The sequence below is a fragment of the Pseudoduganella albidiflava genome (assembly GCF_004322755.1).
Lineage (GTDB): Bacteria > Pseudomonadota > Gammaproteobacteria > Burkholderiales > Burkholderiaceae_D > Rugamonas > Rugamonas albidiflava.
The window spans coordinates 655,498-682,447 of record NZ_CP036401.1; the positions used below are offsets into that span (position 1 = coordinate 655,498).

The following is a 26,950-nucleotide window of genomic DNA, read 5'->3' on the forward strand; positions in this document are numbered from 1 at the left end:
CCGCCTTCAAGGCTGGCGCAGCTTGCGCACGTCGCCGGCGGTCACGGCGGGCGCGTCCGGCTTGTCGAACGACTGGCGCACATAGGTCGCTACGGCGGCGATCTGCTCGTCGTTCATCATGCCGGCGAACGCGGGCATGCCCCGGTAGCCGTTGGCCACGCGGTAAACGATGTATTCCGGGCTCTGCACCAGCGGATTGCCGGCCAGCTTGGGATAGAAACCGGCGCCGCGCGCGCCTTCGCCCTTGGCCATGTGGCAGCCCTGGCAGCTGGCCGCATACAGCGCCTTGCCATCCTTTTGCGCGAACACATAGCCGCTGGACATCTGCGGCACGTCGGCCGCGCCGGCGGCCGACGCGTACAGGGCAGCCGTCAGGATCAATTTTTTCATGTCGCTTTCCCCGTGGTGGCCCTGGCTTTCGCGTGCAGCCGGGTGATCGCATCGTGCGCCGACAGCACGGCGCCTTCCTGCCAGCCGCCGATGAACGAGGCGTGCTCGCCCGCCAGCACGAGGCGGTTATCGATCGCGCACAGCTTGTCGTAGTGCTGCGCGCGCGCCTGCTCGGTCCACATACCCAGGCAGCCGTTGATCCACGGTACCCGGTGCCAGCCGACGGTCACGCCGTTGTCGAATTCCTTTTCATACTGGGCGTGGATCTGCCCGCCCTGGCGCACGACTTCGCGCAGCCGCTCTTCCGTGTCCATCGCGGAAAATTCAAAGGCGTTCGGGCCGAACATGTAGGCGCCCAGCAGCACGGCCGGTCCCCTGGCCTGGAAGTTCGACGGCGGATAGCAGATCCGGCCGATCGGCTGGTCGGTATACGAAATGCCGCCATAGATGCCTTCGTCCTGCTCCCAGAAGCGGCGCCTGAACTGCAGGCCCGCCTTGAACGCCGCCGCGTAGGGCACGGCACCGATCGCGGCCAGCAGGTCCGGCCCGGCCGTGACGTCCACCTGGCTCAGGATCGACAGCGGAATCGTGCACACGCACCAGTCGCCCTTCACCTGGCGGATGCCCTGGCCCGGAAGGCGCGCATCTTCCACCGTCACGGTCACGCCGCGCGCATCCTGGTCGATTTTCGTGACCTTCGCGTGGAACTGCACGTGCTGCCTGACCTGGCGGTACAGCGCCAGCGCGATCTGGTCCATGCCGTGTTTCGGCTGGAAGATGCTGCTCTGGAACTCGTACTGGTGCGCGACGGCCAGGTGTGCCCACAGGCCGGAGCGCATCAGCGCGGCGCGGTCCCCGGGCGCCGAATACTGCGCGCGGGGCATCAGGCCGCCGCCCGGCGCCACGTCGAAGCCGCGCCGGTCGCTCGAGGGAAAGCCTTTCGCATACAGCATGTCCTTGTTCAGGCCGCCGAACGACGCCAGCGATTCCAGTAGCTTGTCCTTGTCCTCGGCGGTGATGTCGCCATCGAGCCGGCCCGCATTGGCAGCCTTGGCCAGCAGTTCGGCCACGTGGCCGTGGTAGTCGGCCTGTACGGTGCGGTAGCGTTGCGGCTGGCCGCCGAACGCGGCCGTGCTGTGCAGGTAGGCGTTGTAGTTCACCTGGATGAACGGTTCGAGCGGCACGTTCAGGCGCCGGGCGTAGTCGAGCATGGCGTGGTGGTGGTAGGGGATCCGCCACGGACCGGGATTCACGTATTCCCCCTTGGCGAAGTGGCACACCTGCTCGGCACCGCCCAGTTCGGTATACCGGTCGCCGCCGCGGATCGCCCAGCTGCGCCCGCCGGCACGCCCGTTGTACTCGAGCACCGTGACCTGGTAGCCGGCGTTGCGCAATTCGTAGGCGGCCGACAGGCCCGCCATGCCGGCGCCCAGCACCAGCACATGGCTGCCTTTCGGCGCCCCATCCAGGCGCAACGGCCCGGAAAACGTCGACGGCTGCGCAAAGCCCAGCGAGGCCATGCCGTGGTACATCGCCGCGCCGCCCAGCGTCTTGCCCAGCATCGCCAGCACCTGCCGCCGGCTGGCGCCCCGTCCTGAAGTGTCTTGCATCGTGCCCCTTCCATCGATGAATGCAACGGCTTCATCGTCGGGCACGGGCGCCGGCGCGTCGATCACGCGGCGGTGTTTGCGATTCCATTCCGGAATCACCCGCTCCCCCATCGGGGGAGTGCGGAGCGGTCGTGGTAGCGCTACAGTGGGCGGGTTGGTTCACCCAATGCCGCAGCGCTGATGTTGCCATGCCATCGACACTTCCCAACCACCCCGAGGAGTTCCATCGTGCGTATGTCCCTCTCCCACAAGGCCGTTGCTGTCGCTTCACTGATCCTCGCCACGTCCGCCAACGCGGGCATTACCGCCTACACTACCCAGGCGGAGTACCTGGCCGCCACCGGCACGACCGGTGTCGACACGTTCGACGACCTGGCGCTGCTGAATTACCCGACTCCCGCGCCGCGCCAGGCGGGCGGGTTCGGCTACACGGTCACGGCCGGCGCCGCCGCCCCGGAATACTGGGGCGCCACCGATGACGGCGTGGACTGGTGGATGTCCACCGGCTACAGCCACAACCCGCTGACCTTCGACGGCTTCGGCCCGGACATCGCCGGCGCCGGCGGTTATTTTTTCGGCTCCTGGTACAACGGCACCTCGATGCCGATCGACGCGATCCAGCTGACCGCCACCGACAGCACCGGTGCCACGCTGACGTGGACCATCGACGCGCCGGACGTGCACTCGTTCGTCGGTTTCGTGTCGGACGGCCACCTGACCTCGCTGACCGTCTGGAAAGACGATATTCCGGACAGCTTCGTCACCGTCAACGACCTGCACCTGTCGGTGGCCGCGGTGCCGGAACCGGCCACCTACGGCATGCTGCTCGGCGGGCTTGGTTTGCTGGGCCTGGCGGCCCGGCGGCGCAAGGGGCGGTAGGAAGCCCCGCGGTTCAGCGCTTGGTGGGCACGAAGCGCAGCAGGAAGACGGTCACGCCCAGGCCGATCGCCGCCAGCAGCGCGACCAGCGCCGGGATGTGCGCCACGCGCGTGAACGAGTAGCCCATCGACCCCCACATGAACAGCAGGATCACGACCTTGCCGCGCAGCGGCAGGCCGCGGCCGTCTTCCCAGTCGCGCAGGTATTTGCCGAACAGCGGGTTGGTGCGGAGCCAGTTGTGCGCCCGCACCGAGCTGCGCGCGAAGCAGGCCGAGGCCAGCAGCAGGAACGGCGTGGTCGGCAGCAGCGGCAGGAAGGCGCCGAGCACGGCGAGGACCACGGCGATCACGCCAATCACCTTCAGCAGGAATTTCATCGGTCGATTCATGGGGGCATCGTACCATTCGCATGCAACAGGCAAGCCAGCTTGTGCAACACGCAATCCGGAACCATAATTCCTGCCCTCCGATCCGGCACGGATCGCAACCACGACAGGAAAACATGTTTCGCAATTCTCTCGCCGCCGCCGCGCTGGCACTGGCCGCATCGTCCGCCTGCGCCGGCCCGACCGGCCTGTATGCCGGCGTCAATGCCGGCGCCACCCATTTCAGCGACCTGGACGGCAACAAGTCCCACTTCGGCGCCTTCGCCGGCTACGGTTTCAACCAGAGTCTCGCGTTCGAAGCCGGTTACCGCCAGCATGGCGAATGGCATTACTACGGCACCGGCGTCAAACTGAAGGAGACCCAGTTCTCCATGGTCGGTTCGACGCCGCTGAGCCGTAACCTTGACCTGTTTGCCCGCGTGGGCTACGGCTACGGCCGGTTCGAGGCCGACCGCGCGGGCTACCCCGGCGGGGGCCATGTCGACACAGGCATCTTCGGCGTAGGCCTGGGCTACCACGTCATGGGCAACCTGTCCGCCCGTGTCGAACTGCAAAAGCCGGGAAGCGACATCACCAGCGCCACCGCCAGCCTGCTCTGGAAGTTCTGATCCAGGCGGCGTGATCCGTATCGAAGCACCAGGGGCGCTGTTTGCAACAGCGCCCTTTTTTCATCCACTACCGCCGCGAACGGTCTTTATTCGCGCTTCATCTCGCGGTATCGGCGTGCTTCCCGGGGCATCCCAACCGTGTTGAGCCATTTCCCGTATTGCCATTACTATCATTGTCGGTTCGCGCCCGGCCACGAGCCCGCCTGCCCGCAGCGAACCTTCCCCGGCCATACCCCACCGCCAAAGGATGCCAACACATGGATGATATCGACACGACCCGGCGCGACCTGCTCATCGCCGGCGCACTGACCGCCACGGCCGCCGCCGTGCCCACGGTAGCGGGCGCGCAGCCCGCTGCCGCCACCGTGACCGGAGCGGCCCAGCCGCAAACCCCGGTTTCCTCGAAAGTCACGCTGAAGGTGAACGGCCAGCAGCACAGCGTGGCCGTCGACACCCGTACCACCCTGCTCGACCTGCTGCGCGAACAGCTGCACCTGACCGGCACCAAGAAAGGCTGCGACCAGGGCCAGTGCGGCGCCTGCACGGTGATCGCCGACGGCCGCCGCATCAATTCCTGCCTGTCGCTGGCGGTGATGCATGAAAATGCCGAGATCACCACCATCGAGGGCCTCGGCACGCCCGAGAAGATGCACCCGATGCAGGCGGCGTTCGTCAAGCACGACGGCTACCAGTGCGGCTACTGTACCCCCGGCCAGATCTGTTCGGCCGTCTCGGTGCTCGATGAAATCAGGAAGGGCATCCCGAGCCACGTGACCGCCGACCTGACGAAACGCCCGCCGCTGACGGAACTGGAAATCCGCGAACGGATGAGCGGCAACATCTGTCGCTGCGGCGCCTATTCGAACATCGTCGACGCGATCGTCGAAGTGTCCGGGAGGCCCGCATGAAAGTCTTCACCTATGAAAAGGCGCGCACCCCCGCCGAGGCGGCGGCCGCCGCCGCGCGCGTACCCGGCGCCCGCTTCATCGCCGGCGGCACCAACCTGCTGGACCTGATGAAGCTGGAAATCGAGACGCCGCCGCACCTGGTGGATGTCAATGGCCTGGACCTCGACAAGATCGAGCCGACCCGCGACGGCGGCCTGCGCGTCGGCGCGCTGGTGCGCAATACCGACCTGGCCGCGGATGAACGGGTGCGCCGCGATTACGGCGTGCTGTCGCGCGCGCTGCTGGCCGGCGCCTCGGCCCAGTTGCGCAACAAGGCCACCACGGCCGGCAACCTGCTGCAGCGCACGCGCTGCCCGTACTTCTACGACACGGCGCAGGCGTGCAATAAGCGCGATCCGGGCAGCGGCTGTTCCGCGATCGGCGGCTTCACGCGGCACCACGCGATCGTGGGCACGAGCGACGCCTGCATCGCCACGCACCCGAGCGACATGGCGGTGGCGATGGCGGCGCTGGAGGCCAGCGTGGAAACCGTGCAGCCGAACGGCGCCACGCGCACCATCCCGATCGCCGACTTCCACAAGCTGCCGGGCAACACGCCGCACATCGAACACGTGCTGCAGCCCGGCGAGCTGATTACCGCGGTAACGCTACCTAAGCCGGTCGGCGGGCGCCAGCTGTACCACAAGGTGCGCGACCGCGCGTCGTATGCGTTCGCGCTGGTGTCGGTGGCCGCCATCGTGCAGCCCGACGGCACCGGCCGCGTGGCCGTGGGCGGCGTGGCCCACAAGCCGTGGCGCGTGCCGGCGGCGGACCAGAGCCTGCCGCGCGGCGGCCGCGCGGTGGCCGAGCAATTGCTCGCCGGCGCCAAGCCGATGCACGACAACGCCTTCAAGGTGCCCCTTGTCCAGCGCACGATCGACGCCGTGCTGGCGGAAGCAAAGAAAGGATGATGCGATGAAGTTCACCACTCCCGCCACCACCAACCCGATCGACCAGCTGAAGGTGGTCGGCAAGCCCGTCGACCGGATCGACGGCCCCTACAAGACCACCGGCACCGCGCGCTACGCCTACGAGCGGCACGACGTGGCGCCGAATGCCGCCTACGGCTACGTGGTCGGCGCCACGGTCGCCAAGGGCATCATCACGGCGATCGACAGCGCCGCCGCGCGGCGCGCACCCGGCGTGATCGCCATCGTCACCCACGAAAACGCCGGCAAGCTGGAGAAGGGCGACTACAACACCGCGAAACTGCTGGCCGGGCCGCAGGTCGAGCATTACCACCAGGCTGTCGCGCTGGTGGTGGCCGAAACGTTCGAACAGGCGCGCGCCGCCGCTTCCCTCGTCAAGGTCGAGTATTCGCCGATCAAGGGCGAGTACGACCTGGCCAAGGCGAAGGACTCGGCGAAGGTGCCGAAGAAGGAAGAAGATCCGGAAAGCAGTGCCGGCAATTTCCAAAGCGCCTTCGACAGCGCGCCGGTGAAACTGGACGCCACCTACACCACGCCGGACCAGACGCACGCGATGATGGAGCCGCATGCTTCCGTGGCGGCGTGGCAGGGCGACAAGCTCACGGTGTGGACCTCGAACCAGATGATCGACTGGGGCAAGGGCGACATGGCGAAGACCCTCGGCATCGCCAAGGACAAGGTGCGGCTGGTATCGCCCTACATCGGCGGCGGTTTCGGCGGCAAGCTGTTCCTGCGTGCCGAGGCGCTGCTGGCCGCGCTGGGCGCGAAGCAGGCGGGCCGCCCCGTGAAGGTGGCGCTGCAGCGGGCGCTGATGATCAACAACACCACGCACCGCCCGGCCACCATCCAGCGCATCCGCATCGGCGCCACGCGCGAGGGGCGCATCACGGCGATCGCCCATGAAAGCTGGTCCGGCGACCTGCCGGGCGGCAAGCCGGAAACGGCCGTCAACCAGACCCGCCTGCTGTACGCGGGGCCGCACCGGATGACGCGGATGAAGCTCGCCGTGCTCGACCTGCCGGAAGGGAACGCGATGCGCGCCCCGGGCGAGGCGCCGGGCATGATGGCGCTGGAAATCGCCGTCGATGAACTGGCCGAGAAACTCAGGATGGACCCGGTCACGCTGCGCATCGTCAACGACACCACGGTCGATCCGGAAAAGCGCACCCGCAAGTTTTCCCAGCGGCGCTATGTGGAATGCCTGCGTACCGGCGCCGACCGGTTCGGCTGGAACAAGCGCAATCCGCAACCGGCCCAGGTGCGCGAAGGGCGCTGGCTGATCGGCCAGGGCGTGGCGTCGGCCTTCCGCAACAACCTGGTGCAGAAGTCCGCGGCGCGCGTGCGGCTCGATGGCAAGGGCATCGTCACCGTGGAAACCGACATGACCGATATCGGCACCGGCAGCTACACGATCATCGCGCAGACCGCCGCCGAGATGATGGGCGTGGGGCTCGACCAGGTGGTGGTGAAGCTGGGCGATTCCGATTTCCCCGTGTCGGCCGGCTCGGGCGGGCAGTGGGGCGGCAACAGTTCCACGGCGGGCGTGTACGCGGCCTGCGTGAAACTGCGTGAAGCGGTGGCGAAGAAGCTGGGCCTGGCCGCGACCGCCGAATTCGCCGACGGCACCGTGCGCGCCGGCGGCAAGTCCGTGCCGTTACGCGAGGCGGCGGCCGGTGGCGAGCTGGTGGCCGAGGACAAGATGGAGTACGGCGACCTGGACAAGAAATTCCAGCAATCCACGTTCGGCGCCCACTTCGTCGAAGTCGCGGTCGATGCCTACACCGGCGAAGTGCGCATCCGGCGCATGCTGGCCGTGTGCGCGGCCGGCCGCATCCTGAACCCGAAATCGGCACGCAGCCAGGTGATCGGCGCCATGACGATGGGTGCCGGCGCCGCGCTGATGGAGGAACTGGCGGTGGACAAGCGCATCGGCTTCTTCGTCAACCACGACCTGGCCACCTACGAGGTGCCTGTGCATGCCGACATCCCGCACCAGGAAGTGATCTTCCTCGACGAGACCGACCCCATGTCGTCGCCGATGAAGGCCAAGGGCGTGGGCGAGCTGGGCATCTGCGGCGTGGCGGCGGCGATCGCGAATGCCGTCTACAACGCCATCGGTGTGCGTATCCGCGAGTATCCGGTCACGCTGGACAAGCTGATCGACAAGCTGCCGCAGGTGGCGTAGCACGCGGCCCAACCGTCGCCGGGGCGCAGCTGATTTCATGGCAACATCACGGGTCGCGCGGGTGGGTTTACCGCGCTTCCCCACTATCGCCATGAAAGGATCTTCATGAAGCTGTTCGCCACCTTGCTCCTGTTGTCCGCCACCACTTTCGCCCATGCGCAGGACGCGCAGAACCAGCAAGCCATCGATGAAGCAAAGCAGGCGGCCACCGAGTGGCTGGCCCTGGTGGATGCCGGCCAGTACAAGGCTTCCTGGGAGCAGGCCGCCGAGCCGCTGCGCAAGGCGATCGCGGTCGCGCAGTGGGAACAGGCCGGCCGCGCCGTGCGCATGCCGGTAGGCGCCTTGCAGGAGCGCACGCTGGCATCGTCCACCTACACCACCACGCTGCCGGGCGCACCGCAGGGCCAGTACGTGGTGCTGCAATACACCACCCGTTTTGCCGACCGCGCCAACGCCGTGGAAACGGTGACCCCGATGCGGGAAGCCGACGGCAAGTGGCGCGTGTCCGGCTACTTCCTCAAGTAACCCGCCCGGCCGGCCCCCAAAAAACGGGGGCGCAAAAAACGGTGACAGGCTCCATTTTTGAAAAACGGCGACAGGCTCCATTTTTGCGGAAATGTTTCGAAAATAATCCGAGCCTGTCACCGGTTTTTTTTCGTCGTCGTTCCGGTGGTCGTTCGCGGCGCTGCATCTCATTCGAAGGTGTGGTTGAGCAGCCACAGGCGTGCGTCGCATGGCCGAGATTTTTGGCACAGTCGGAACACTGCATTGTAAAAATGAAAACATGTTCCGCCTGGTCCTTTCCACGGTTGTCCTGCCGCTAGCCTGCCTGCCATCCGGCGCCGCCGCGCAGGCGGTGCAGCAGAGCGCATTGCGGCCGGCCGGGGTGCAGGCCGCGACGATCTTCAGCCTGTGGAACTTCACGCTGGCGCTGTGCGCGGCGGTGTTCGCAGCGATCGTGCTGGCGCTGTGCGTGGCGCTGTGGCGGGCACACAAGGCAGGGCGGGCGGCGGGCGCCTCGCCGGGTCTGGCACCGGACTTGGCGCCAGACCTCGCATCCTTGCAGCAGCCCGAGCGCCGCGTGCACCGCGCGGTGCTGTGGGGCACGGCGATCGCCACCGTGGGCCTCGTGATGCTGCTGGTGGCGGACGTGTGGACCGGCCGCATGCTGGCCCGCCTGCCGATGAACGAAGCCGTGAAGGTGGAACTGACCGGCCACCAGTTCTGGTGGGAAGTGCGCTATCCGGAAGAGGGCGTGACCACCGCCAACGAACTGCATGTGCCGGTCGGCCGGCCGGTCGTCGTCACGCTGAAAAGCCGCGACGTGATCCACACGCTGTGGGTGCCGAACCTGGCCGGCAAGCGCGACATGATCCCCGGCCGCACCACGACGATCGCCCTGCGCGCCGACCAGCCCGGCGTCTATCGCGCGCAATGCGCCGAATTCTGCGGCCTGCAGCACGCGCTGATGGCCTTACCGGTGACGGCCGTGGCGCCGGCGCAGTTCGCCCGGTGGACGCAGGCGCGCGGCAAAGTCGCGCCGGAACCGGCCACCGACAGCCGGCGCCTGGGCCGCGACGTCTTCGTGCGCGCCGCCTGCGCCGCCTGCCACACGGTAGCGGGGACGATGGCCAACGGCACGCTGGGGCCGGACCTGACGCACCTGGCCAGCCGGCCCACGCTGGCTGCCGGCATGCTGCCCAACGACCGCGCCAACCTGCAGGCGTGGATCGTCGACCCGCACCGCTTCAAGCTGGGCGCGAACATGCCGCCCAGCCCGCTGCCGGCGCGCGACATGCATGCGCTGCTCGATTACCTGGAGAGCCTGGAATGAGCCGCCCCGAGATTGCCGGCCCCGCCAGCCCTGCCGACCCTGCCGAAGTGCTGGAACAGACGTGGCGCGACCCGCCCGGGCTGTGGGGCCGGCTGAGCGCCGTCAACCACAAGACCATCGCCGCCCGCTTCCTCTACGCCGCGTTTGCGTTCTTTGTCCTCGGCGGAATCCTGGCGCTGCTGATGCGGCTGCAGCTGGCGCGGCCCGACAGCCGGCTGATCGGGCCGGACCTGTACAACCAGCTGTTCACGATGCACGGCACGACGATGATGTTCCTGTTCGCCGTGCCGGTAATGCAGGCCATCGGCATCTGGCTGCTGCCGCTGATGCTGGGCACCCGCACCGTCGCCTTCCCGCGCATGAACGCGTTTGCGTTCTGGATCTTCCTGTTCGGCGGCGTGATGCTGTTCGCGGCATTCCTGATCGGCATGGGACCGGACGCCGGCTGGTTCGCCTACGTGCCGCTGGCGAACGCCGACTACTCGCCCGGCAAGCGGATCGACATCTGGGCGCAGATGATCACCTTCACCGAGACCGCGGCGCTGATGGAAGCCATCGTCATCATCGTCACGATCTTCAAGATGCGCGCGCCGGGCATGACGCTGGACCGCATGCCGCTGTTCGCCTGGGCCATGCTGGTCACCTCGTTTATCGTGCTGTTCGCGATGCCGGCCGTGATGCTGGCCAGTACCGCGCTGATCACCGACCGGCTGGTCGACACCCATTTCTACGACCCGGAACTGGGCGGCGACGCGCTGCTGTGGCAGCACCTGTTCTGGTTCTTCGGCCACCCCGAGGTGTACCTGATCTTCATTCCGCCGCTGGGCGTGATCTCGGCCATCATCGCCACGTTCTCGCGGCGCCCGATGGTGGGCTACCGGGCCATGGTGCTGTCGCTGATCGCCACCGGCTTCCTGTCGTTTGGCCTGTGGGTGCACCACATGTTCGCCACCAGCCTGCCGGAACTGGGCAAGACATTCTTCACGGCCGCCAGCCTGATGATCGCGATCCCCACGGCGGTGCAGATCTTCTGCTGGCTCGCCACGCTGTGGACCGGGCGCCTGGTGCTGCGCACCCCGCTGCTGTTCGTGCTGGCCTTCTTCGTCATCCTGCTGGCGGGCGGCCTCACCGGGCTGATGCTTGCCTCGGTGTCGCTCGATACGCAGCTGCACGACACGTACTTCGTCGTCGCCCACCTGCATTACGTGCTGATGGGCGGCGCCGTCTTCCCGCTGTTCGGCGCGTTCTACTACTGGTACCCGAAGTTCACCGGCCGCATGATGAGCGAGAAGCTGGGCAAGTGGCAGTTCTGGCTGTTCTTCACCGGCTTCAACGTGACCTTCTTCCCGATGCATATCGTGGGCCTGGAAGGCATGCCGCGCCGGGTGTACACGTACCCGGACGGCATGGGCTGGAACACCATCAACCTGGGCGCCACCATTGGCGCGTTCATGATCGCCACCAGCGTGCTGCTGTTCATCGTCAACGCATGGCGCAGCCGGCGGCGGGGCGCGCTGGCCGGTGCCGATCCGTGGGGCGCGGGCACGCTGGAATGGCGCGCCGCGTCGCCGCCGCCGGCCGCCAATTTCGACGTGCTGCCGGTAGTGCACGGCCGCTATCCATTGTGGCAGCCGGCCGCGCTGCCGGACCGGGTGGCCGGCATCGATCCGGGCTTGCGCGAAGTGCTGCTGACGAGCGTGACCGCGGCCGAGCCGGACCACCGGATGCTGATGCCGTCGCCATCGCCCTGGCCCTTCGTCACGGCGCTGGCCACCACGGTGTTCTTCGTCGCCTCGATCTTCACGCCGTGGGCCGTGGTGTGGGCCACGCTGCCGGTGGCGATCACCGCCACGTTGTGGTTCTGGCCGCGGCGCAGTGAAAGCGAACAGCGCCACCAGCGTGAGGTGCGGCCGTGACGGGGCCAGAGAAGAACGGCGAGGAAGATGAGCGCTGCCTGCACGTCGGCCACCTGCCCACGTTCGCGTTCGGCCACCGCAGCCCCATGTGGTGGGGCACGCTGGGGCTGGTGGCGATCGAGTCGACCGTGTTCGCGCTGGTCATCGTCACCTACTTCTACCTGCGCGGCCTGGCCGATGCGTGGCCGCTGTCGGGCAGCCCGCCGCCGGACCTGCTGTGGGGCACGCTCAATACGGCCGTGCTGCTGCTCAGCATGATCCCCAACGAAATGGCCCGGCGCGCCGCGGAACGGCTGGACCTGCGGCGCGTGCGCACCAGCCTGATCTGGTGCATGGCGTTCTCCGTCGCCTTCCTTGCCGTGCGCGCGCTGGAGTTCACGGCGCTCAACTGCGCATGGGACGACGATGCCTACGGCTCCGTCGTGTGGATGATGATGGGCCTGCACACGCTGCACCTGGTCACGGACATGTGGGATTCCGGCGTGCTGGCGGTGCTGATGCACACCGGGCCGATCGACGGCAAGCGCTTCGTCGACGTCAGCGAAAATGCCGGCTACTGGTATTTCGTGGTGGGCAGCTGGCTGCCGGTCTATGCCACCGTGTACTTCGGGGCGAGGATGTGATGGGGGCGGGCGGGAGATGCTGTTCAACCCCACTTCAGAAACGGGGGGCAGACCCGCCGGGTCCGACCCCAGGGTTTGCCTTGGGGGTTGCAATCTTGCTGGTGGCTCCTTTGCCTGGTCATGCGCACATCGTGTCGAAAGCGCAGCCAGAAGCACTCCGCTGGGGCGCTGACTGGTGGGTGCTGGCCTGCCTGGCCTTGTCGCTGCTGCTGTACGCGGCCGGGCTGGCAAAGCTGTGGCCGCGGCTGGGGCAGGGCAGGGGACCGGCGCTGGGCCGCGCCGCGTATTTCGGCGCCGGCTGGCTGGCCATGGCGGCGGCGCTGGCCTCGCCGCTCGATCCGGCCGGCGCCATGCTGTTCGCGGCCCACATGGTGCAGCACGAGCTGCTGATGATCGTGGCGGCACCGCTGCTGGTGCTGGGCCGGCCGTTCGGGCCGTGGCTGTGGGCGCTGCCGGCCGCCTGGCGCCGCGCCATCGGCCACGGCGTGCACTGGCGGCCCTGGGCGGTGGCCTGGCAAGCCGTCACGCGGCCGATGTCCGCCTGGCTGATCCACTTCGCCGCGCTGTGGGTATGGCATGCGCCGCCCCTGTTCCAGCTGGCGCTGCGCGACGATACCGTGCATGCGTGGCAGCACGCCAGCTTCCTGTTCCCGGCACTGCTGTTCTGGTGGGCGGTGCTGGGCGCGCGCGGCCCGGCGCCGGGCGCGGCCATGCTGTACCTGTTCACGACGATGATGCACACCGGTGCGCTCGGCGCGCTGTTCGCGCTGTCGGGCACTGTCTGGTATCCGGCTTATGGCGACGGGCCGCTGGCCTTCGGCCTGATGCCGCTGGAAGACCAGCAGCTGGGCGGCCTGGTGATGTGGATCCCGGGCGGGCTGGCCTACGTGATCGCGGGCCTGGCGCTGTGCCTGCGCTGGCTGGCGCCGGTCAGAAATACTTGGACAGGTAGTTCACCCCGGAGTCCGGGAAAACCGTGACCACGCGGCCGGACAGCTTCGGCAGCAGGCGCGCGATGCCGGCCGCCACGCAGCCGGACGAGCCGCCCGCCAGGATGCCTTCCTCGCGCGCCAGGCGGTGGCACCAGGCGACGGCGTCGTCGTCGGGTACCTGGATCACGTCGTCCACCACGTCCGCGTCGAACGTGCCGGAGGGCGCGCGCTTGCCCACGCCCTCGATGACGGAGCCGAATTCGCCGTCGGCCACCGCGCCCGTCACCGCCGCCCGGTACGACGAGTGCAGCGGTTCGACGCCGATCACCGTGATGCGGCGGTCGCGTTCCTTCAGGAAGCGGCCGATGCCGGAAATGGTGCCGCCCGAGCCGATGCCGCACACGAAGCAGTCGATCCGCCCGTCGAGCTGGAACCACAGTTCGGGCGCCGTGTCCGTGTAGTGGGCTTGCCGGTTCAGGGCCGAGCGGTACTGGTCGAGGTGAAAGGCGCCATGCTCGGCGGCGATGCGTTCGGCCATGCTGTGATAGCTGGCTTCGTGCGCCTCGGGCACGTCCGACGCGCACATGTGCACCTCGGCGCCGTAGGCTTCGATGCGGCGCATCTTTTCCCTGCTGGTGCGGTCCGGCAGCGTGACATCGCAGCGCAGCCCGCGCACCGCGGCCGCCATCGCCAGCGCCGCGCCGGTATTGCCGGACGAGCTTTCCACCACGTGTTCCACGCCGGCCGGCAGGTAGCGCAGCATGTAGCGCACCATCCTGTCCTTGATGCTGCCGCCCGGGTTCATGAACTCGAGCTTGGCCACGATGTCATGGCCATGGAACAGCCGTTCCAGGCGTACCACCGGGGTGTTGCCGATGGCCTCGAGGACGGAACCGTGGACCTGCGACGTACGTTCGGAAACCGACATGCTTGCACCCTGCAATTTTTTCCTATGAGAAATTTTAACATCGATGCCGTGCCGGCAGCGCGCGCCTGGGCGAAAAACAGATATGCAAGTACCCGCCACGCATAACGCCGCGATAACGCCGGCCGGGGCGGGAATCAGGCCGTCGATCCGGCCGCAAATCCGGTCGCGAACCCGGCCGGGAAAGCTGCGTTAAAATGGCCGGTTTCGGCAATACTCGAGGTAAGCGCAATGAAATGGGCCCTGGTTGGTTTCTACGTCCTGTCCGTGCTGCACATTCACTTCCGCGGCAAGGTGCGCCTGCCGATCGGCCGCCAGCTGTTCGACCACTCGTCGTTCATGGCACCCATCAACATCTTCATGCACTTCTTTTCGCGCGTGCCGTCCACGCCGTACCTGCCCGTGGCGGACTTCAAGGAACTGGCGCCGCTGCAGGAGAACTGGCAGGTGATCCGGGAAGAGGCGGAGAACCTGATCCGCCTGCAAAAGATCAAGGCGTCGGAAAAGAATGACGATGCCGGCTTCAACTCCTTCTTCAAGGCGGGCTGGAAGCGCTTCTACCTGAAGTGGTACAACGCCAGCCACCCGTCGGCGGCCGAGCTGTGCCCGAAGACGCATGCGCTGCTGCAGGGCATTCCGTCGGTGAAGGCGGCCATGTTCGCGGAACTGCCGCCGGGCGGCAAGCTCAACCCGCACCGCGACCCGTTCGCCGGTTCGCTGCGCTACCACCTGGGCCTGGCCACGCCGAACGACGACCGCTGCTTCATCGACGTCGACGGCGTGCGCCACAGCTGGCGCGACGGCCAGGGCGTGATGTTCGACGAAACCTACATCCACTGGGCCATCAACGGCAGCGAGAGCGACCGCATCATCCTGTTCTGCGACGTGGAACGCCCGATGCGATTCCGCTGGGCACAGGCCGTCAACCGCTTCCTGGGCCGCACGATGATGACGGCCGCCGCGTCGCCGAACGAAACGGGCGACCAGGTGGGCATGGTGTCGAAGCTGTTCCGCGTTTCCCACTACGCCGGCATCTACCGCCGCCGCTACAAGGCGTGGAACAAGACGGCGTACAAGCTCACCAAGGTGGCGCTGATCGTCGGGCTGGGCGCGCTGATTTATTACATCTGAGGTTGGCGGGTTTGGGGCTCAAGCAGAACCCCAAATGCAGACCCCGGGGTCAGACCCGGCGGGTCTGACCCCAGCCCTTCGCTGTTGGGGTGAATGCATGCGCTTTCAGTGTGCCGGGTATTGCTTAACTTAACGGCATTGAGTCTGACACCAGGATTTCACCCGCCGCGGACTAGGGCCCCCCGCCCAGCACCTTGTCCGGCGTCATCGGCGTACTGCGCAGCCGCTTGCCGGTGGCGTGCCAGATGGCGTTGCTGACCGCGGCGGCCACGCCGACGAGGCCGATCTCGCCCACGCCCTTGGCGCCCAGCCGGCTGACGATCCGGTCATCCTCTTCCACGAAGATCACGTCCATCGCATGGATGTCGGCATTCACCGGCACGTGGTATTCCGCGTAGTTGTGGTTCATGAAGCGGCCCAGCCGGTGGTCGGCGTACGACTCCTCGTGCAGCGCCTGGCTGATACCCCACACGATGCCGCCGGTGATCTGGCTGGTCGCCGTCTTCGTGTTCATGATGCGGCCGGCGGCGATCGCGCTCGTCACGCGCGTCACGCGCACCATGCCGGTCTGCTCGTCGACGCGCACTTCCACGAACACGGCGGAGTGCACCAGGCGGCGGAACTTGCGCTGCTTGAGCATGTTCGGCAGCATCAGGTATTTTTCTTCCAGCCTGACCAGGCCACTGTCGTTCAACAGGGCCGTCAGCGGCATCGCCGTTTCGTGCCGCTCCTTCAGACGCAGCATGCCGCCGGCGAATTCCACGGCCTTGAACTTCACGTCAGCGAACGGCGAGCCGCGCAGCTTTTGCGCATGCTTGAACAGGGTCTTCTGCAGCTTTTCGCACACCCCGGCCACCGCCGAACCCACCGTGGTCACGTGCGACGAGCCGCCCTCGATCGGCGCCACCGGCAGCGTGGAGTCGCCCAGCTGGAACGTCACGTCTTCCAGCGGCAGGCCCATGGCCTCGGCGGCGATCATCGCCATCACGGTATAGGTGCCGGTACCGATGTCGGTGGCGGCGCTGGACACCACCAGCTTGCCGTCGGCATGCAGCACGGCGCTGGCGCGGGCGAACATCTGCATCGCATCCCACACGCCGGTCGCCATGCCCCAGCCGACCCACTCGGTGCCTTCCTTGCGTGAGCGCGGTTCCAGCGGCCGCCGGTCCCAGCCGAAGCGCCGGGCACCCAGCTCGTAGCAGGCGCGCAGCTCCTTGCTGGAGTAGGGCTTGTCCTCGATCGGCACGCGATCGGCGTAGTTCTTCAGGCGCAGCGCCAGCGGATCCATCTTCAGCGCGTAGGCCAGTTCATCCATCGCCACCTCGAGCGCATGCACGCCGTGCGCGGCGCCCGGGGCGCGCATGTCGATCGGCGTGTACTGGTCGAGTTTCACCAGCTTGTAGTCGAGCTTGATGTTGTCGCAGGCATACAGCAGGCCCGACCAGTTGACCACCACTTCCACGTAGTCCTCGATCGGCGAGGTTTCCGCGATGGCCTGGTGCCAGATGGCGCGCAGCGTGCCATCGCGCTCGGCCGCCAGCTTCACGCGCTGCACGGTCTCGGGCCGGTGGCCGAAGGTGAACATCTGCTGGCGCGTCAGCACCACGCGCACCGAACGCTTCAGGTGCAGCGCCGCCATCACGGCCAGCGGGAGCTGGTACTGCGGGCGCAGGCCGGAACCGAACGCGCCGCCCACGTAGGTATTGCGCACGGTGACCTTGTTCTTCGGCAGGCCGAACACGTGCGACACGTACCAGCGGCTGTTCTGCGAACTCTGCGTCTTGTCATGGATGATGAGGTGGCCGTCGTCGCCGCGGATCACGGTGGAGGCGAACAGCTCCATCGGATTGTGGTGTTCCACCCCGCTGTAGAACTCCGCGTCGATCTTCACGGGGGCGGCATCGAAGGCCGCGTCGGTATCGCCTTTCTCGTCCGGCGGCGGCTCGTAGCCGGCCTTCAGCGGCTTCGGTTTGTAGGCGCGATCCAGGTTGGCCGACAGCTTGGTGCCGTGTGGTTCCTCGTCGATCTCGAAAGTCACCAGCGATGCCGCATAGCGGGCCGCCTCGAACGTTTCCGCCACCACCAGCGCCAGCGGCTGGCCGCTGTACATCACATGGTTGTCGTACAGCGGGCGGAAGGGCGAGCCGGCCGGCGCCGTCATGTCCTTGTAGGCGATATCGAAGGAGCGGATCTTCGGGCGGTTCAGGTGGGTCAGCACCTCGACCACGCCCTCGACCGCCAGCGCGGCGCGCGTGTCGATCGACACGATGGTGCCCTTGGCGGCCGGCGAGCTGACTACCACGCCGTACGCCAGGTCCGGCGCCGCGTGTTCGGCCGCGTATTTCGCCTGGCCCGTCACCTTGGCGCGGCCATCCACCCGCGATACCGGCGTGCCGGTACGCACCGGGCCGGTGCCGCGGTCCGCCACGGGTGCCTGCAGTGCTTCGATCAGGTCGGTCATCGATCTTCCCCTTTCCGCATGCCCTGGTTCGTTACCGTTCCCTGGCTGGCCACGTGCAGGGCGCGCACGATGGCGTTGCGGGCCAGCGGAATCTTGAAGTCGTTGGCGCCGCGGCCCACGGCGCCGTGCAGCAGCGCATCGGCCACGCGGCCGAAGGCTTCCTCGCCCGGCGCGGCGCCGGCCAGCAGCTGCTCCGCTTCGGGCAGGCGCCATGGCTTGTGGGCCACGCCGCCCAGCGCGATACGCGCCTCGGCGATGGTGCCGTCTTCACCGATGTCCAGCGCGGCGGCCACCGATACCAGCGCGAACGCATATGAGAGCCGCTCGCGCAGCTTCAGGTAGGCCGAGTGGCGCACGAACCGCGCGGCATCCGGCAGGGCAATGCCGGTGATCAGCTCGTCGGGAGCCAGCGTGGTGTCGATGTCGGGCCGGTCGCCGGGCAGCCGGTGGAATTCGGCGAACGGGATCTCGCGCTTGCCGCGCACCGACTGCACGTGCACCACCGCTTCCAGCGCGGCCAGCGCCACGCACATGTCGGATGGGTGGGTGGCGATGCAGTGCTCGCTGGCGCCCAGGATCGCGTGCTGGCGCGTGATGCCGCCGTTGGCGGAGCAGCCGCTGCCGGGCGTGCGCTTGTTGCAGGGCGTGGCCACGTCGTAGAAATACCAGCAGCGCGTGCGCTGCAGCAGGTTGCCGCCATTGCTGGCCATGTTGCGCAATTGCGGCGAGGCGCCCGCCAGGATGGCGGCCGACAGCAGCGGGTAGCGCTGCTCGACCAGCGGGTGGTAGGCGGTATCGGCGTTGCGGGCCAGGGCACCCAGCAGCAGGCCGCCGTCCGGGCTTTCCTCGATGGCGTCCAGCGGCAGGCGGTTGATGTCGACCAGGTGCGGCGCGATCGTCACGCCTTCCTTCATCAGGTCGAGCAGGTTGGTGCCGCCGGCCACGAAGCGGCTCTCGTGTTGGTTGGCGGCGCCGGTATTCGTCGTGCCACTGGCGGCATGGGCGGCATGGGCGGCAATGGCCTGCAGCGCGGCTTCCACGGTGGCGGGGCGGTCGTAGGCGAACGGGTTCATGCCGGCACCGTCCCGATGATGACGGGGCCTTCGGCATTCTCGCTGTCCGCCGGCACGCCGGCCACCTGGGACACGGCGCGCAGGATCTGCGGATAGGCGCCGCAGCGGCAGATGTTCCCGCTCATCAGCTCGCGCACCTCGGCCGAACAGCTCGCCCGGCCTTCGTTCACCAGTCCCACCGCGGAACAGATCTGGCCGGGCGTACAGTAACCGCACTGGAAGGCATCGTGCTCGATGAAAGCCTGCTGCATCGGATGCAGGGCGTCGCCGTCGGCCAGGCCTTCGATGGTGGTGACCTCGCGGCCGTCGTTCATCACGGCCAGCGTCAGGCAGGCGTTGATGCGGCGGCCATCGACGAGCACCGTGCAGGCGCCGCACTGGCCGTGGTCGCAGCCTTTCTTGGTGCCCGTCAACCCCATCCGGTCGCGCAGCAGGTCGAGCAAGGTGACCCAGGCTTCAATGTTCATCGTGTGCTGTTGCCCGTTGACGGTGATCGTCAGCGGACAGCGCGGGGGAGCTCCCATGGCGTGGCCCTTTCCAGTGTGTTCATGACAAACGAAAAGGTAGCGCGCACACCGGCCGCCTTGCGTGCGCGCACACACAGATGGTGGTTACGTGAAGGAGGAACGGCGCTGGACAGCGCCAAAGAAAAAGCCCGCAGTTTGCACTGCGGGCCGAGGGTACAACGAGGTGTTCTTGATGTTATTCCGGTACTCCAGCGGGGCTGGAGCGTTGAAATCTGTTAATGATATTAAACAAGCTTTTGCAGAATTTCAAGAAAGAAATACGCTATTCGCCTGGGAAATGTCACATTCATGCAACGTTGCCGCTGCTTCCTTTGCCCCGGCGGCGCCATGCAGCGGTGCCCAGCACGGCCAGGCCAGCGAGGGTCATCGGCAACACATGCGGCTCAGGTACCGGCGACGCAACGTCGCGCCCGAAGAACACCACGTTGGAGAAGCCGGGAACCTGCCCGCCGCCGTTCAGCCATTCGATCTGCCAGGTACCGTTCAGCGTCTGGCCGGCCGCCACGGCCTGGTCATCGAACAGGAAGGCGGTGCTGGCCTTGGAAGCGTGGATCGCCACCGTCAGGTCGAGCACGGCGTTCCTGCTGCCGGTATTGGTGATCGTCCAGGTACCGCTGGTGCCGCCGGCACCCGTGAACGTGAAGTCGAACAGGTCCGAGGAATCGACCAGCGTGGTCTTGGCTTCCTGCGTGCCCAGCACTTCCCAGTCGTTCGTGCCGAACACGTTCGCGAAGCCGGCCGTATTGCCGCCGTACTGCATCGGATTGATGGTGGAGAAGGCCAGTTTGTCGGCGTCGAACTTGTCCAGCTTGACATCGTCCACGCTGGCCTTGCCGATCTTCGGTCCCTTGACCACCTGCTTGCTGTCGTTGGCAGCGTGTGCAACCGTGCCAGCCGCCAGGGCGCACAACAGCAGCGCTTTCGTCATCGTCGAATGATTCATAGCTTCCTTGAAGAGGGGATCTGTCGGGGCAGGGAGCAGATGTGAGAAGGTGGCGACTCTTTGGCCAGGGGCGTAGTCTACCTCGGGTTACATTAAATTTCAACAAGGCATTATATCTTTCCCAATAAGACCGTTTTGAAAGTGTGGTAGGCGCGCCATCCCCGGCCAGCGTGGCTCCCCGTACTTGGCAGGCGTGGCATGCTGGAAGTCACGCGGCGCCGGCCCGCCGGACCTGCGCCTGTCTTCATCCAGTGGAAGGAGTCGGCCATGCAATGGTTTCGTGACCTGAAGATCGCCCGCAAGCTGCTGCTTGCCTTCGCGGTGGTGCAATTGCTGATGCTGCTGCTCGGCATCGCCTGCCTGCAGTCGATGTCGCGGATTAACTTCGCGTCGGATGACCTGGCGGAAAACTGGCTGCCCAGCGTGCGCGCGGTGATGCAGGTACGCACCGACGCGGGCGATCTGCGGCGCCAGGAGCTGGCCTTCCTGCTGGCCGACAATGCCGAGGAAAGAACCCGTATTGGCCAGCAGATGGAGACGGTGCTGGCGGCTTCGAGCGCCAACGTGGCCAGCTATGAGAAGCTGATCTCCAGTCCCGAAGAGCGGGCGCTGTTCGACAGTTTCCGGGGCAGCTGGCAATCCTTCCTCACCGAGCATGGCAACCTGATGGCGCTCGGCCGCGCCGGCCGCGTCGACGAGGCCCGGGCGATCGCCAACGGCGCGGCGTCGCGCCTGCTGCGCGACATCAACGGCACGCTGGACAAGCTCGTGCAGCTGAACGTGGCGGGCGGCGACCGGGCCAGCGCGGCGGCCACCCAGCTGTATGACAGCACCCGCGGCTGGACGATCGCCCTGCTGGTTGGCGCGATCACGGCCGGCATCGCGCTGGCGCTGTGGGTGGCCGGCATCGTCGCGAAGCCGTTGCGCGAGGCGGTCGACGTGGCGCGCACGGTGGCAGGCGGCGATCTCACGCGGCAAATCGTGGCGCGTTCGCGCGACGAGACGGGTGAATTGATGATGGCTTTGAAGGACATGATGGCCAGCCTGCAAAGCCTGGTGGCGCAAGTGCGCGCCGGCACGGAGACCATCTCCACCGCATCCGGCCAGATCGCGGCGGGCAACCAGGACCTGTCATCGCGCACCGAGCAGCAGGCCAGCTCGCTGGAAGAAACGGCGTCGTCGATGGAACAGCTGACGTCGACCGTGCGCCAGAACGCCGACAACGCGCGGCAAGCCAACGGGCTGGCGCAATCGGCTTCCGGCATCGCCGTGCGCGGCGGGCAGGTGGTGGGCGAAGTGGTCGGCACGATGGCCTCCATCAACGCGGCGTCGCAGCGGATCGTCGAGATCATCGGCACCATCGACAGCATCGCTTTCCAGACCAATATCCTGGCGCTGAACGCCGCCGTGGAAGCGGCCCGCGCCGGCGAGCAGGGCAGGGGCTTCGCCGTCGTTGCTTCCGAAGTGCGCAGCCTGGCGCACCGCTCGGCCGCCGCCGCGAAGGACATCAAGCAGCTGATCGGCGATTCGGTCGCCAGGGTCGACGCCGGTTCGCGCCTGGTCGACGAGGCCGGCAACACGATGCGCGAGATCGTCACCAGCATCGCGCGCGTGTCGGAGATCGTCAGCGAGATCACCGCCGCCAGCAACGAACAGAGCGCCGGCATCGAGCAGGTCAACGAGGCGGTGGTGCAGATGGACCAGGCCACGCAGCAGAATGCCGCGCTGGTCGAGGAGTCGGCGGCGGCGGCCGAAGCGATGCAGCAGCAGGCTGCGCGGCTGGCCGAACTGGTCGCCACGTTCCGCGTCAATGCCGATGCGATGGCCGGGGTTGCCGCGCAGGCGGTGGTGACGCCGGCGCGCGCCGCGGCCGCACGGCCCTTGCTGCCCCGCGCCGCCGGCAAGGATGCGTGGGAGCCCCATTAACTGCCGGAAGCCTCGGCGTGGCTTCAGCGTGGCCTCATCGTGGCCTCAGCGTGACCTCACCGTGGCCTCAGCGTGGCGCGCCGAACCGTGGCAACCGCTCCAGCGTGATCACGCGGGGATCGCCGTACACCTTGCGCTTGTGCGCGTTGGTGTTGTAGTACTCGCCGGTCCAGAAATTCTCCCTGGCGGTCACGCCGGCCGGGGTGTCCCGGTCGTTCCATGTCATGAACCACAGCCACCACGCCCCGTCGGCGGCGATCTTGTCCGGATCGGGAATGTAGCTGTTTTCGCTGAGCGCCACCGGCTTGTTGTCGGCCGTGGTCTTGCGGGCCTTCAGGTAGGTCCGCGCCTGCGACCCGTAGGTCTTGTTGTCGGTATCGTCGTAGATGTCCCAGCTGATGATGTCGACCACGTCGTCGCCGGGATACCAGGCCGGGTCCTGGCCGTTCCAGACCCAGATCAGGTTGTGCAAGCCATGCACGTTGACCAGCCGGTCGTACATGTGCCGCCACAGCAGGATGTTCGCATAGGCCTGCGGCACCCCGTCGGTGCGCTGCCGGCCCCACCAGAACCAGCCATCCCCGTCATTGCCCGAGGCTTCATGCAACGGCCGCCACAGCACGGTCACGCCGGCGCCGGCCAGTTTTTTCAATTCCGCGGCGACCAGGTCGATGCCGTCGTCGATCTGGCGCAGGGCCGGGCTGTTCCTGTCCAGCGCGCCCTGCGCGACGGGAATCGTGAATGACGTGTTCTTGTTCGGGTCGGGCTCGCGGGCATAGAAGTTGGCCCGGTTGACCGATGCCGTGCGCAGCAGGGAAGGGTCGCGCCAGTGCCAGCTGAATGCCACCAGGCCGCCCCGCCTGGCCCAGCCGATCGCTTCCTCGGTCTGGCGCTGGCCATCCACGGCGCCGGTCATCCCGTAGTTCATGAAATCGTAGCCCATCAGCGCCGGATACCTGCCCGTGTCGGCATGGACCCGTCCGGCCATGTCGATCGCATCCTTCCACGTCAGGTCGGATTGCCCGGCGATGATGGCGCGGCCCCAGGTGCCGCGCAGCCAGGCGTAGGTCTCGCGGGTGGTCCGGTCGGCCTGCGCGTCCACCGGCGCGGCGCGGCCGGTGCCGGCCGGCAGGCTGTCGCGGCTGGCCGGGCAGAAGCTGCGCGCGATGCAGTAGGCGCCCTGTTCGAAGCCCCAGCCGTCGCCGCGCGCGCACAGGGCCCAGGCCTTGCCGTTCACGGTGCAGGTCTCGGGGGCGGCGGTTGCCGCCGGGGTGGCGCCGGCAAGACCGGCCCATCCGGCCAGGGCCGACATGGCGTGAAGCATCCAGCAACGCGGGCGCGCGGTACGAAACATGGTATGTGATCCTGTGGTGGCGGGCGCCCACCCGAAGGGCACCGGTGCCGCACTGTAGCGGCGCGTACCTGGCGCGGCAATGCCGGTGCCCGGCAGGGGGCCGTGTTTCGTCCTGTTTAGTGAAGGCGCTGTTCGCTTTGACCAGGTGTCGTCGTTGGTGACGGGACTTTCTTGCGAAATGCGCTCAAGCGTCCGCGGTCGAAGGCACCACGCCATTCCTCCCCTGCTCCTTGGCGCGCAGCACCGCCTCGTCGGCGCGCCGCACCAGTTCGGCCGATGCCTCGGAAGTCGGCTGCATCGCCGCGACGCCGATACTGACGGTCAGCTTGCCCAGCGGGGACTTGCCGTGCGGGATATCGAGCGCAGCCACCTCGGCGCAGATCGCCTGCGCTTCCTTCAGCGCGGCGGCGCCATCGCCCGCGGCCCACAGCAGGGCGAACTCGCCGCCGCTGTGGCGCGCCACGAAATCGGTGGTGCGCCGGCCGTGGCGCTTCAGCACGCCGGCCACGGCGCGCAGCACGTCGTCGCCCGCGGCGTGGCCGTATTCGTGGTTGTATTCCCGCAGCCAGTCCGGATTGACCAGGGCCAGCGACAGCACCTGGCCGGTGCGGGCGGCCCGGCGCCATTCGGCATCGAGCCGGGCGCCGAAATCGCGCGGGTTCGACAGGCCGGTCAGCCCGTCCGTGGTCGCCTGCGCCGCCAGCTTCAGGTGCGATTCCTCCAGCGCGGCGGTGCGCGCCCGCACCAGGTCTTCCAGCAAGCGGTTGACGCCCTTGAGCTGGCGCACGCGCCAGTGCCAGACGGCCCACAGCAGTGCCAGCACCAGCAGCGCGGCCAGCGCGCGGAACCACCAGGTTTCCCAGAACGGCGGCGTGATCGTCACCGCCAGCGTGACCGGCTCGGGGCTCCACTGGCCGCGGTGGTTGGCCGCCTTCACGCGGAATACGTAGCGCCCCGGATCGAGGTTGGTATAGGTGGCGGCGCGGCGCGTGGCGTCCGTCTCGATCCAGTCGCGGTCGAACCCTTCCAGCTGGTACGCGTAGCGGTTCAGCGCCGGTTCCGTGTAGTGCAGGGCGGCGAACTCGATCGAGAAGGCCGGCGCGCGCGACGACAGTGTCAGCACGCGCGGGGTGGTCACCGTGCCGTCCAGTGTCACGCCCGCGTGCGGGCCCGGCTCGGCCAGCGAGCGGTTGTAGACCTTGATGTCGGTGATCGCCAGCTGCGGCGGCACGGACTGGCTGCGCACCTCGCGCGGCGAGACCGCCGTCAGGCCATGCACGCCGCCGAAGTACAGGATGCCGTCCGGCCCGGGCGTCGACGAGTTGACGGTGAAGCCGTCGGTCATGCCGTCGGCCGCGGTGTACAGCGTGGACTTCGCGGTGGCCGGATCGACGCGGAACAGGCCGATGATCGTGCTGACCCACAGCTGGTCGTCCAGGTCGCTGCGGATCGACAGGATCTTGGCGCCGCGGGTCGCTTCGGCATACGAGCGGAACGTGATGTTCTCACCCGACTGCACCACCTGCTGCAAGCCTTTCGCGGTGCCGATCCAGATACGGCCCAGCGAATCCTCGTGCAGCGAGGAGACGTTGTCGTCGGCCAGGCCGGCGGGGCTGCCGCCGCGGTGGGTGAAATGGCGGAACTTGCCGGTCTTCGGGTCGAGCAGGTCGAGGCCGCCGCCATTCCACTCCGAGCCCATCCATACCCGGCCGGCGCGGTCTTCCAGTACCGACGAGGTACCGTTGACGGCGCGGCTGGCCGGGTCGGCCGGATCGTTCTGGAACATGCGGTGCTGGCCGGTGGCCGGTTCATAGCGGATCAGGCTGTTGCCGGTGGCGAGCCACAGGATGCCGCCGCGCCCCGGCGCGATGGCATTGATGTAATCGCTGGCCGGGTTGCCGAAGTGGATGGTCTTGAACGGGCCGGCCGGATTGTCCAGGCGGTTCAGCCCATTCGACGTGCCGACCCACAGGGGACCGTCGGCTTCCTGGTACAGGCTGTAGACGATGTTTTGCGACAGCGAGCCCGGCTGGCGCGGATCGGAGGTATGGCGCCGCACCACGGTGTTGGCGGCCGGGTCGAACAGGCTGATGCCCACGTTGCCGCCCAGCCAGAGCTTGCCGCCCGGCGCGCGCGCCACCGTCAGCACGGCGGTATTGGCCGCGTTATTGGATGTGTTGATGGGGGCAATACCGGTGGCGAAGCCGGCCCCGCCCGCGCCGGGATCGAATTGCTGCGGCACATAGCGGGTGAATCCTGTGCTGTTCAGGTTGACGAGGCCGATGCCATCGGTAAAGGTGGCCACCCACAGCATGCCGCCGCGGTCCTGCAGCATCGCCCGCGTGCTGTCGCCCGGCAGCGAATACTGGTCGTTCGGCGTGTGGCGGTATTGGGTGAACGTGCCGGCCGCCGCGTTCCAGCGCAGCAGGCCGGCGGACAGCGTGGTTGCCCACAGCGTGCCGGTGCGGTCGATATAGAAGCTGGTCACGCGGCTGTTCGGTGCCGGCACGTGCTGGCGCGTGCTCCAGTCGCTCTTGCCATCCCAGCGCAGGACACCGCTCTCGGTGCCGATCCACAGCGCGCCGTCGCCATCGAACTGCAGCGCGCGCACGATGTTGGTGCGCGGATCGGTCTGCCCGGCCGGGTCCACATGGTGGTGCACGAATTCGCTGCCGCCGGGCGGCAGGTAATCGAGCCCGCCCGGCCAGGTGGCCACCCACAAACCGCCTTTCGCATCGCGCGCCAGCGCGTTGACGTCGTTGCTGGCCAGGCTGCCCGGGCGCTGCGCGTCGTGCTGGTGGACCGTGAACTTGCCGGTGGCCGGATCGAAGTGCTGCAGGCCGCCCCAGCTGGCCAGCCACATGCCGTCCTTGCCGTCCGAAATGATCTGCTTGATGATGCCCCGGTTCGCCGAGCTTGCACCCCTTGGCCCCGGTGGCGCCACGTACACGGTGAAATCGTTGCTGGCCGGGTTGAACAGCGCCAGGCCGTTCTGCGTGCCGGCCCAGATTCGGCCCTGGCGGTCTTCGTGGAGCGTGGAAACCCGGTCGTGCGGCAGGCTTTTCGGGTCGCCTGCCCGGTTCTGGTAGCGCACCGCCTGGTAGCCGTTGTAGCGGTACAGGCCATTCACGTGGGTGCCGATCCACATGAAGCCCTGGCGATCCTGCAGCAGCGACAGCATCGACGGTTCGTCGTTGCCGAGCGGCCCCAGCTTCTTGAAGCGCAAGGTCGGCGGTGCGCCGGTGTCGGCCAGCGCCGCGGCCGGGGGCAGGGCAGCTAGCACAAGCAGCACCGTGAATGCTGTCATTGCGGCGGCCCGCAGCGGCCGCGCCAGGTAGAAGAGATGAGCGCGCATCCGGCGATTATGCCAGC

Annotated in this window: 22 protein-coding genes; 12 read left to right on the forward strand and 10 right to left on the reverse strand. The window is 67.6% G+C overall.

Features of this window, described 5'->3' with window-relative positions; translation table 11 throughout:
• Positions 1-6: 6 nt before the first annotated feature.
• Positions 7-390, reverse strand: a complete 384-nt coding sequence (locus EYF70_RS02875) for a c-type cytochrome (RefSeq protein WP_131144053.1) — start codon at positions 388-390, stop codon at positions 7-9.
• Complete coding sequence (locus EYF70_RS02880) at positions 387-2,000, reverse strand: NAD(P)/FAD-dependent oxidoreductase (protein ID WP_131144054.1); 1,614 nt, start codon at positions 1,998-2,000, stop codon at positions 387-389. The genes EYF70_RS02875 and EYF70_RS02880 overlap by 4 nt, the downstream gene beginning before the upstream one ends.
• Positions 2,001-2,228: 228 nt before the next feature.
• Here EYF70_RS02880 and EYF70_RS31475 point away from each other — a divergent pair, with 228 nt between their 5' ends.
• A complete protein-coding gene (locus EYF70_RS31475; protein WP_443094096.1) occupies positions 2,229-2,879 on the forward strand; it encodes a PEP-CTERM sorting domain-containing protein in 651 nt (216 codons plus the stop codon).
• Positions 2,880-2,892: 13 nt separating this feature from the next.
• Here the strand turns inward: EYF70_RS31475 and EYF70_RS02890 are convergent, their stop codons facing one another.
• Positions 2,893-3,267, reverse strand: coding sequence for a YbaN family protein (locus EYF70_RS02890; RefSeq protein WP_229420677.1), 375 nt, complete (start codon positions 3,265-3,267; stop codon positions 2,893-2,895).
• 113 nt (positions 3,268-3,380) lie between these two features.
• On the opposite strand from EYF70_RS02890, the gene EYF70_RS02895 reads away from it, so the two are divergent.
• The 9 genes from EYF70_RS02895 (at position 3,381) to EYF70_RS02935 (ending at position 13,286) form a co-directional block, all read left to right on the forward strand.
• Positions 3,381-3,872 (forward strand): outer membrane beta-barrel protein, encoded by a 492-nt coding sequence (locus tag EYF70_RS02895; protein ID WP_165497564.1) that lies wholly within the window; start codon positions 3,381-3,383, stop codon positions 3,870-3,872.
• A gap of 257 nt (positions 3,873-4,129) precedes the next feature.
• Entirely contained in the window at positions 4,130-4,780 is a 651-nt protein-coding gene (paoA, locus tag EYF70_RS02900) for an aldehyde dehydrogenase iron-sulfur subunit PaoA (protein ID WP_131144056.1), read from the forward strand.
• On the forward strand, positions 4,777-5,730 hold the full coding sequence (locus EYF70_RS02905) for an FAD binding domain-containing protein (protein WP_131144057.1): 954 nt from the start codon (positions 4,777-4,779) through the stop codon (positions 5,728-5,730). The genes paoA and EYF70_RS02905 overlap by 4 nt, the downstream gene beginning before the upstream one ends.
• Before the next feature lie 4 nt (positions 5,731-5,734).
• The gene (gene paoC / locus EYF70_RS02910; RefSeq protein ID WP_131144058.1) at positions 5,735-7,933 is read left to right on the forward strand and encodes an aldehyde oxidoreductase molybdenum-binding subunit PaoC; all 2,199 of its coding nucleotides are present in this window, start codon (positions 5,735-5,737) and stop codon (positions 7,931-7,933) included.
• A gap of 105 nt (positions 7,934-8,038) precedes the next feature.
• Positions 8,039-8,458, forward strand: a complete 420-nt coding sequence (locus EYF70_RS02915; protein WP_131144059.1) for a DUF4019 domain-containing protein — start codon at positions 8,039-8,041, stop codon at positions 8,456-8,458.
• Positions 8,459-8,717: 259 nt separating this feature from the next.
• On the forward strand, positions 8,718-9,767 hold the full coding sequence (gene coxB / locus EYF70_RS02920; protein WP_131144060.1) for a cytochrome c oxidase subunit II: 1,050 nt from the start codon (positions 8,718-8,720) through the stop codon (positions 9,765-9,767).
• Positions 9,764-11,683 (forward strand): cytochrome c oxidase subunit I, encoded by a 1,920-nt coding sequence (ctaD, locus tag EYF70_RS02925; RefSeq protein WP_131144061.1) that lies wholly within the window; start codon positions 9,764-9,766, stop codon positions 11,681-11,683. The genes coxB and ctaD overlap by 4 nt, the downstream gene beginning before the upstream one ends.
• Complete coding sequence (locus EYF70_RS02930; RefSeq protein ID WP_229420678.1) at positions 11,680-12,306, forward strand: cytochrome c oxidase subunit 3; 627 nt, start codon at positions 11,680-11,682, stop codon at positions 12,304-12,306. The genes ctaD and EYF70_RS02930 overlap by 4 nt, the downstream gene beginning before the upstream one ends.
• 131 nt (positions 12,307-12,437) lie before the next feature.
• The gene (locus tag EYF70_RS02935) at positions 12,438-13,286 is read left to right on the forward strand and encodes a cytochrome c oxidase assembly protein (protein ID WP_229420679.1); all 849 of its coding nucleotides are present in this window, start codon (positions 12,438-12,440) and stop codon (positions 13,284-13,286) included.
• On the opposite strand, the gene EYF70_RS02940 is transcribed toward EYF70_RS02935, so the two are convergent.
• Complete coding sequence (locus EYF70_RS02940) at positions 13,237-14,166, reverse strand: PLP-dependent cysteine synthase family protein (protein ID WP_131144062.1); 930 nt, start codon at positions 14,164-14,166, stop codon at positions 13,237-13,239. The two genes, EYF70_RS02935 and EYF70_RS02940, sit on opposite strands and share 50 nt — an antisense overlap.
• Before the next feature lie 228 nt (positions 14,167-14,394).
• Here EYF70_RS02940 and lpxO point away from each other — a divergent pair, with 228 nt between their 5' ends.
• Complete coding sequence (gene lpxO, locus EYF70_RS02945) at positions 14,395-15,294, forward strand: lipid A hydroxylase LpxO (RefSeq protein WP_131144063.1); 900 nt, start codon at positions 14,395-14,397, stop codon at positions 15,292-15,294.
• A gap of 172 nt (positions 15,295-15,466) precedes the next feature.
• On the opposite strand, the gene EYF70_RS02950 is transcribed toward lpxO, so the two are convergent.
• The 4 genes from EYF70_RS02950 to EYF70_RS02965 form a co-directional block, all read right to left on the reverse strand.
• Entirely contained in the window at positions 15,467-17,755 is a 2,289-nt protein-coding gene (locus EYF70_RS02950; RefSeq protein ID WP_131144064.1) for a xanthine dehydrogenase family protein molybdopterin-binding subunit, read from the reverse strand.
• The gene (locus tag EYF70_RS02955; protein ID WP_131144065.1) at positions 17,752-18,828 is read right to left on the reverse strand and encodes an FAD binding domain-containing protein; all 1,077 of its coding nucleotides are present in this window, start codon (positions 18,826-18,828) and stop codon (positions 17,752-17,754) included. The genes EYF70_RS02950 and EYF70_RS02955 overlap by 4 nt, the downstream gene beginning before the upstream one ends.
• Positions 18,825-19,352 (reverse strand): (2Fe-2S)-binding protein, encoded by a 528-nt coding sequence (locus EYF70_RS02960; RefSeq protein ID WP_131144066.1) that lies wholly within the window; start codon positions 19,350-19,352, stop codon positions 18,825-18,827. Before EYF70_RS02960 ends, EYF70_RS02955 begins: the two co-directional genes overlap by 4 nt.
• Before the next feature lie 289 nt (positions 19,353-19,641).
• Entirely contained in the window at positions 19,642-20,298 is a 657-nt protein-coding gene (locus EYF70_RS02965) for a PEP-CTERM sorting domain-containing protein (RefSeq protein WP_131144067.1), read from the reverse strand.
• Between the two features lie 267 nt (positions 20,299-20,565).
• On the opposite strand from EYF70_RS02965, the gene EYF70_RS02970 reads away from it, so the two are divergent.
• Complete coding sequence (locus EYF70_RS02970) at positions 20,566-22,224, forward strand: methyl-accepting chemotaxis protein (RefSeq protein WP_131144068.1); 1,659 nt, start codon at positions 20,566-20,568, stop codon at positions 22,222-22,224.
• Between the two features lie 67 nt (positions 22,225-22,291).
• On the opposite strand, the gene EYF70_RS02975 is transcribed toward EYF70_RS02970, so the two are convergent.
• Together EYF70_RS02975 and EYF70_RS02980 are read right to left on the reverse strand one after the other, a co-directional pair.
• Positions 22,292-23,536, reverse strand: coding sequence for a glycosyl hydrolase (locus tag EYF70_RS02975; protein WP_218943750.1), 1,245 nt, complete (start codon positions 23,534-23,536; stop codon positions 22,292-22,294).
• A gap of 226 nt (positions 23,537-23,762) precedes the next feature.
• Entirely contained in the window at positions 23,763-26,933 is a 3,171-nt protein-coding gene (locus EYF70_RS02980) for a ligand-binding sensor domain-containing diguanylate cyclase (protein WP_229420680.1), read from the reverse strand.
• Positions 26,934-26,950 lie beyond the last annotated feature (17 nt).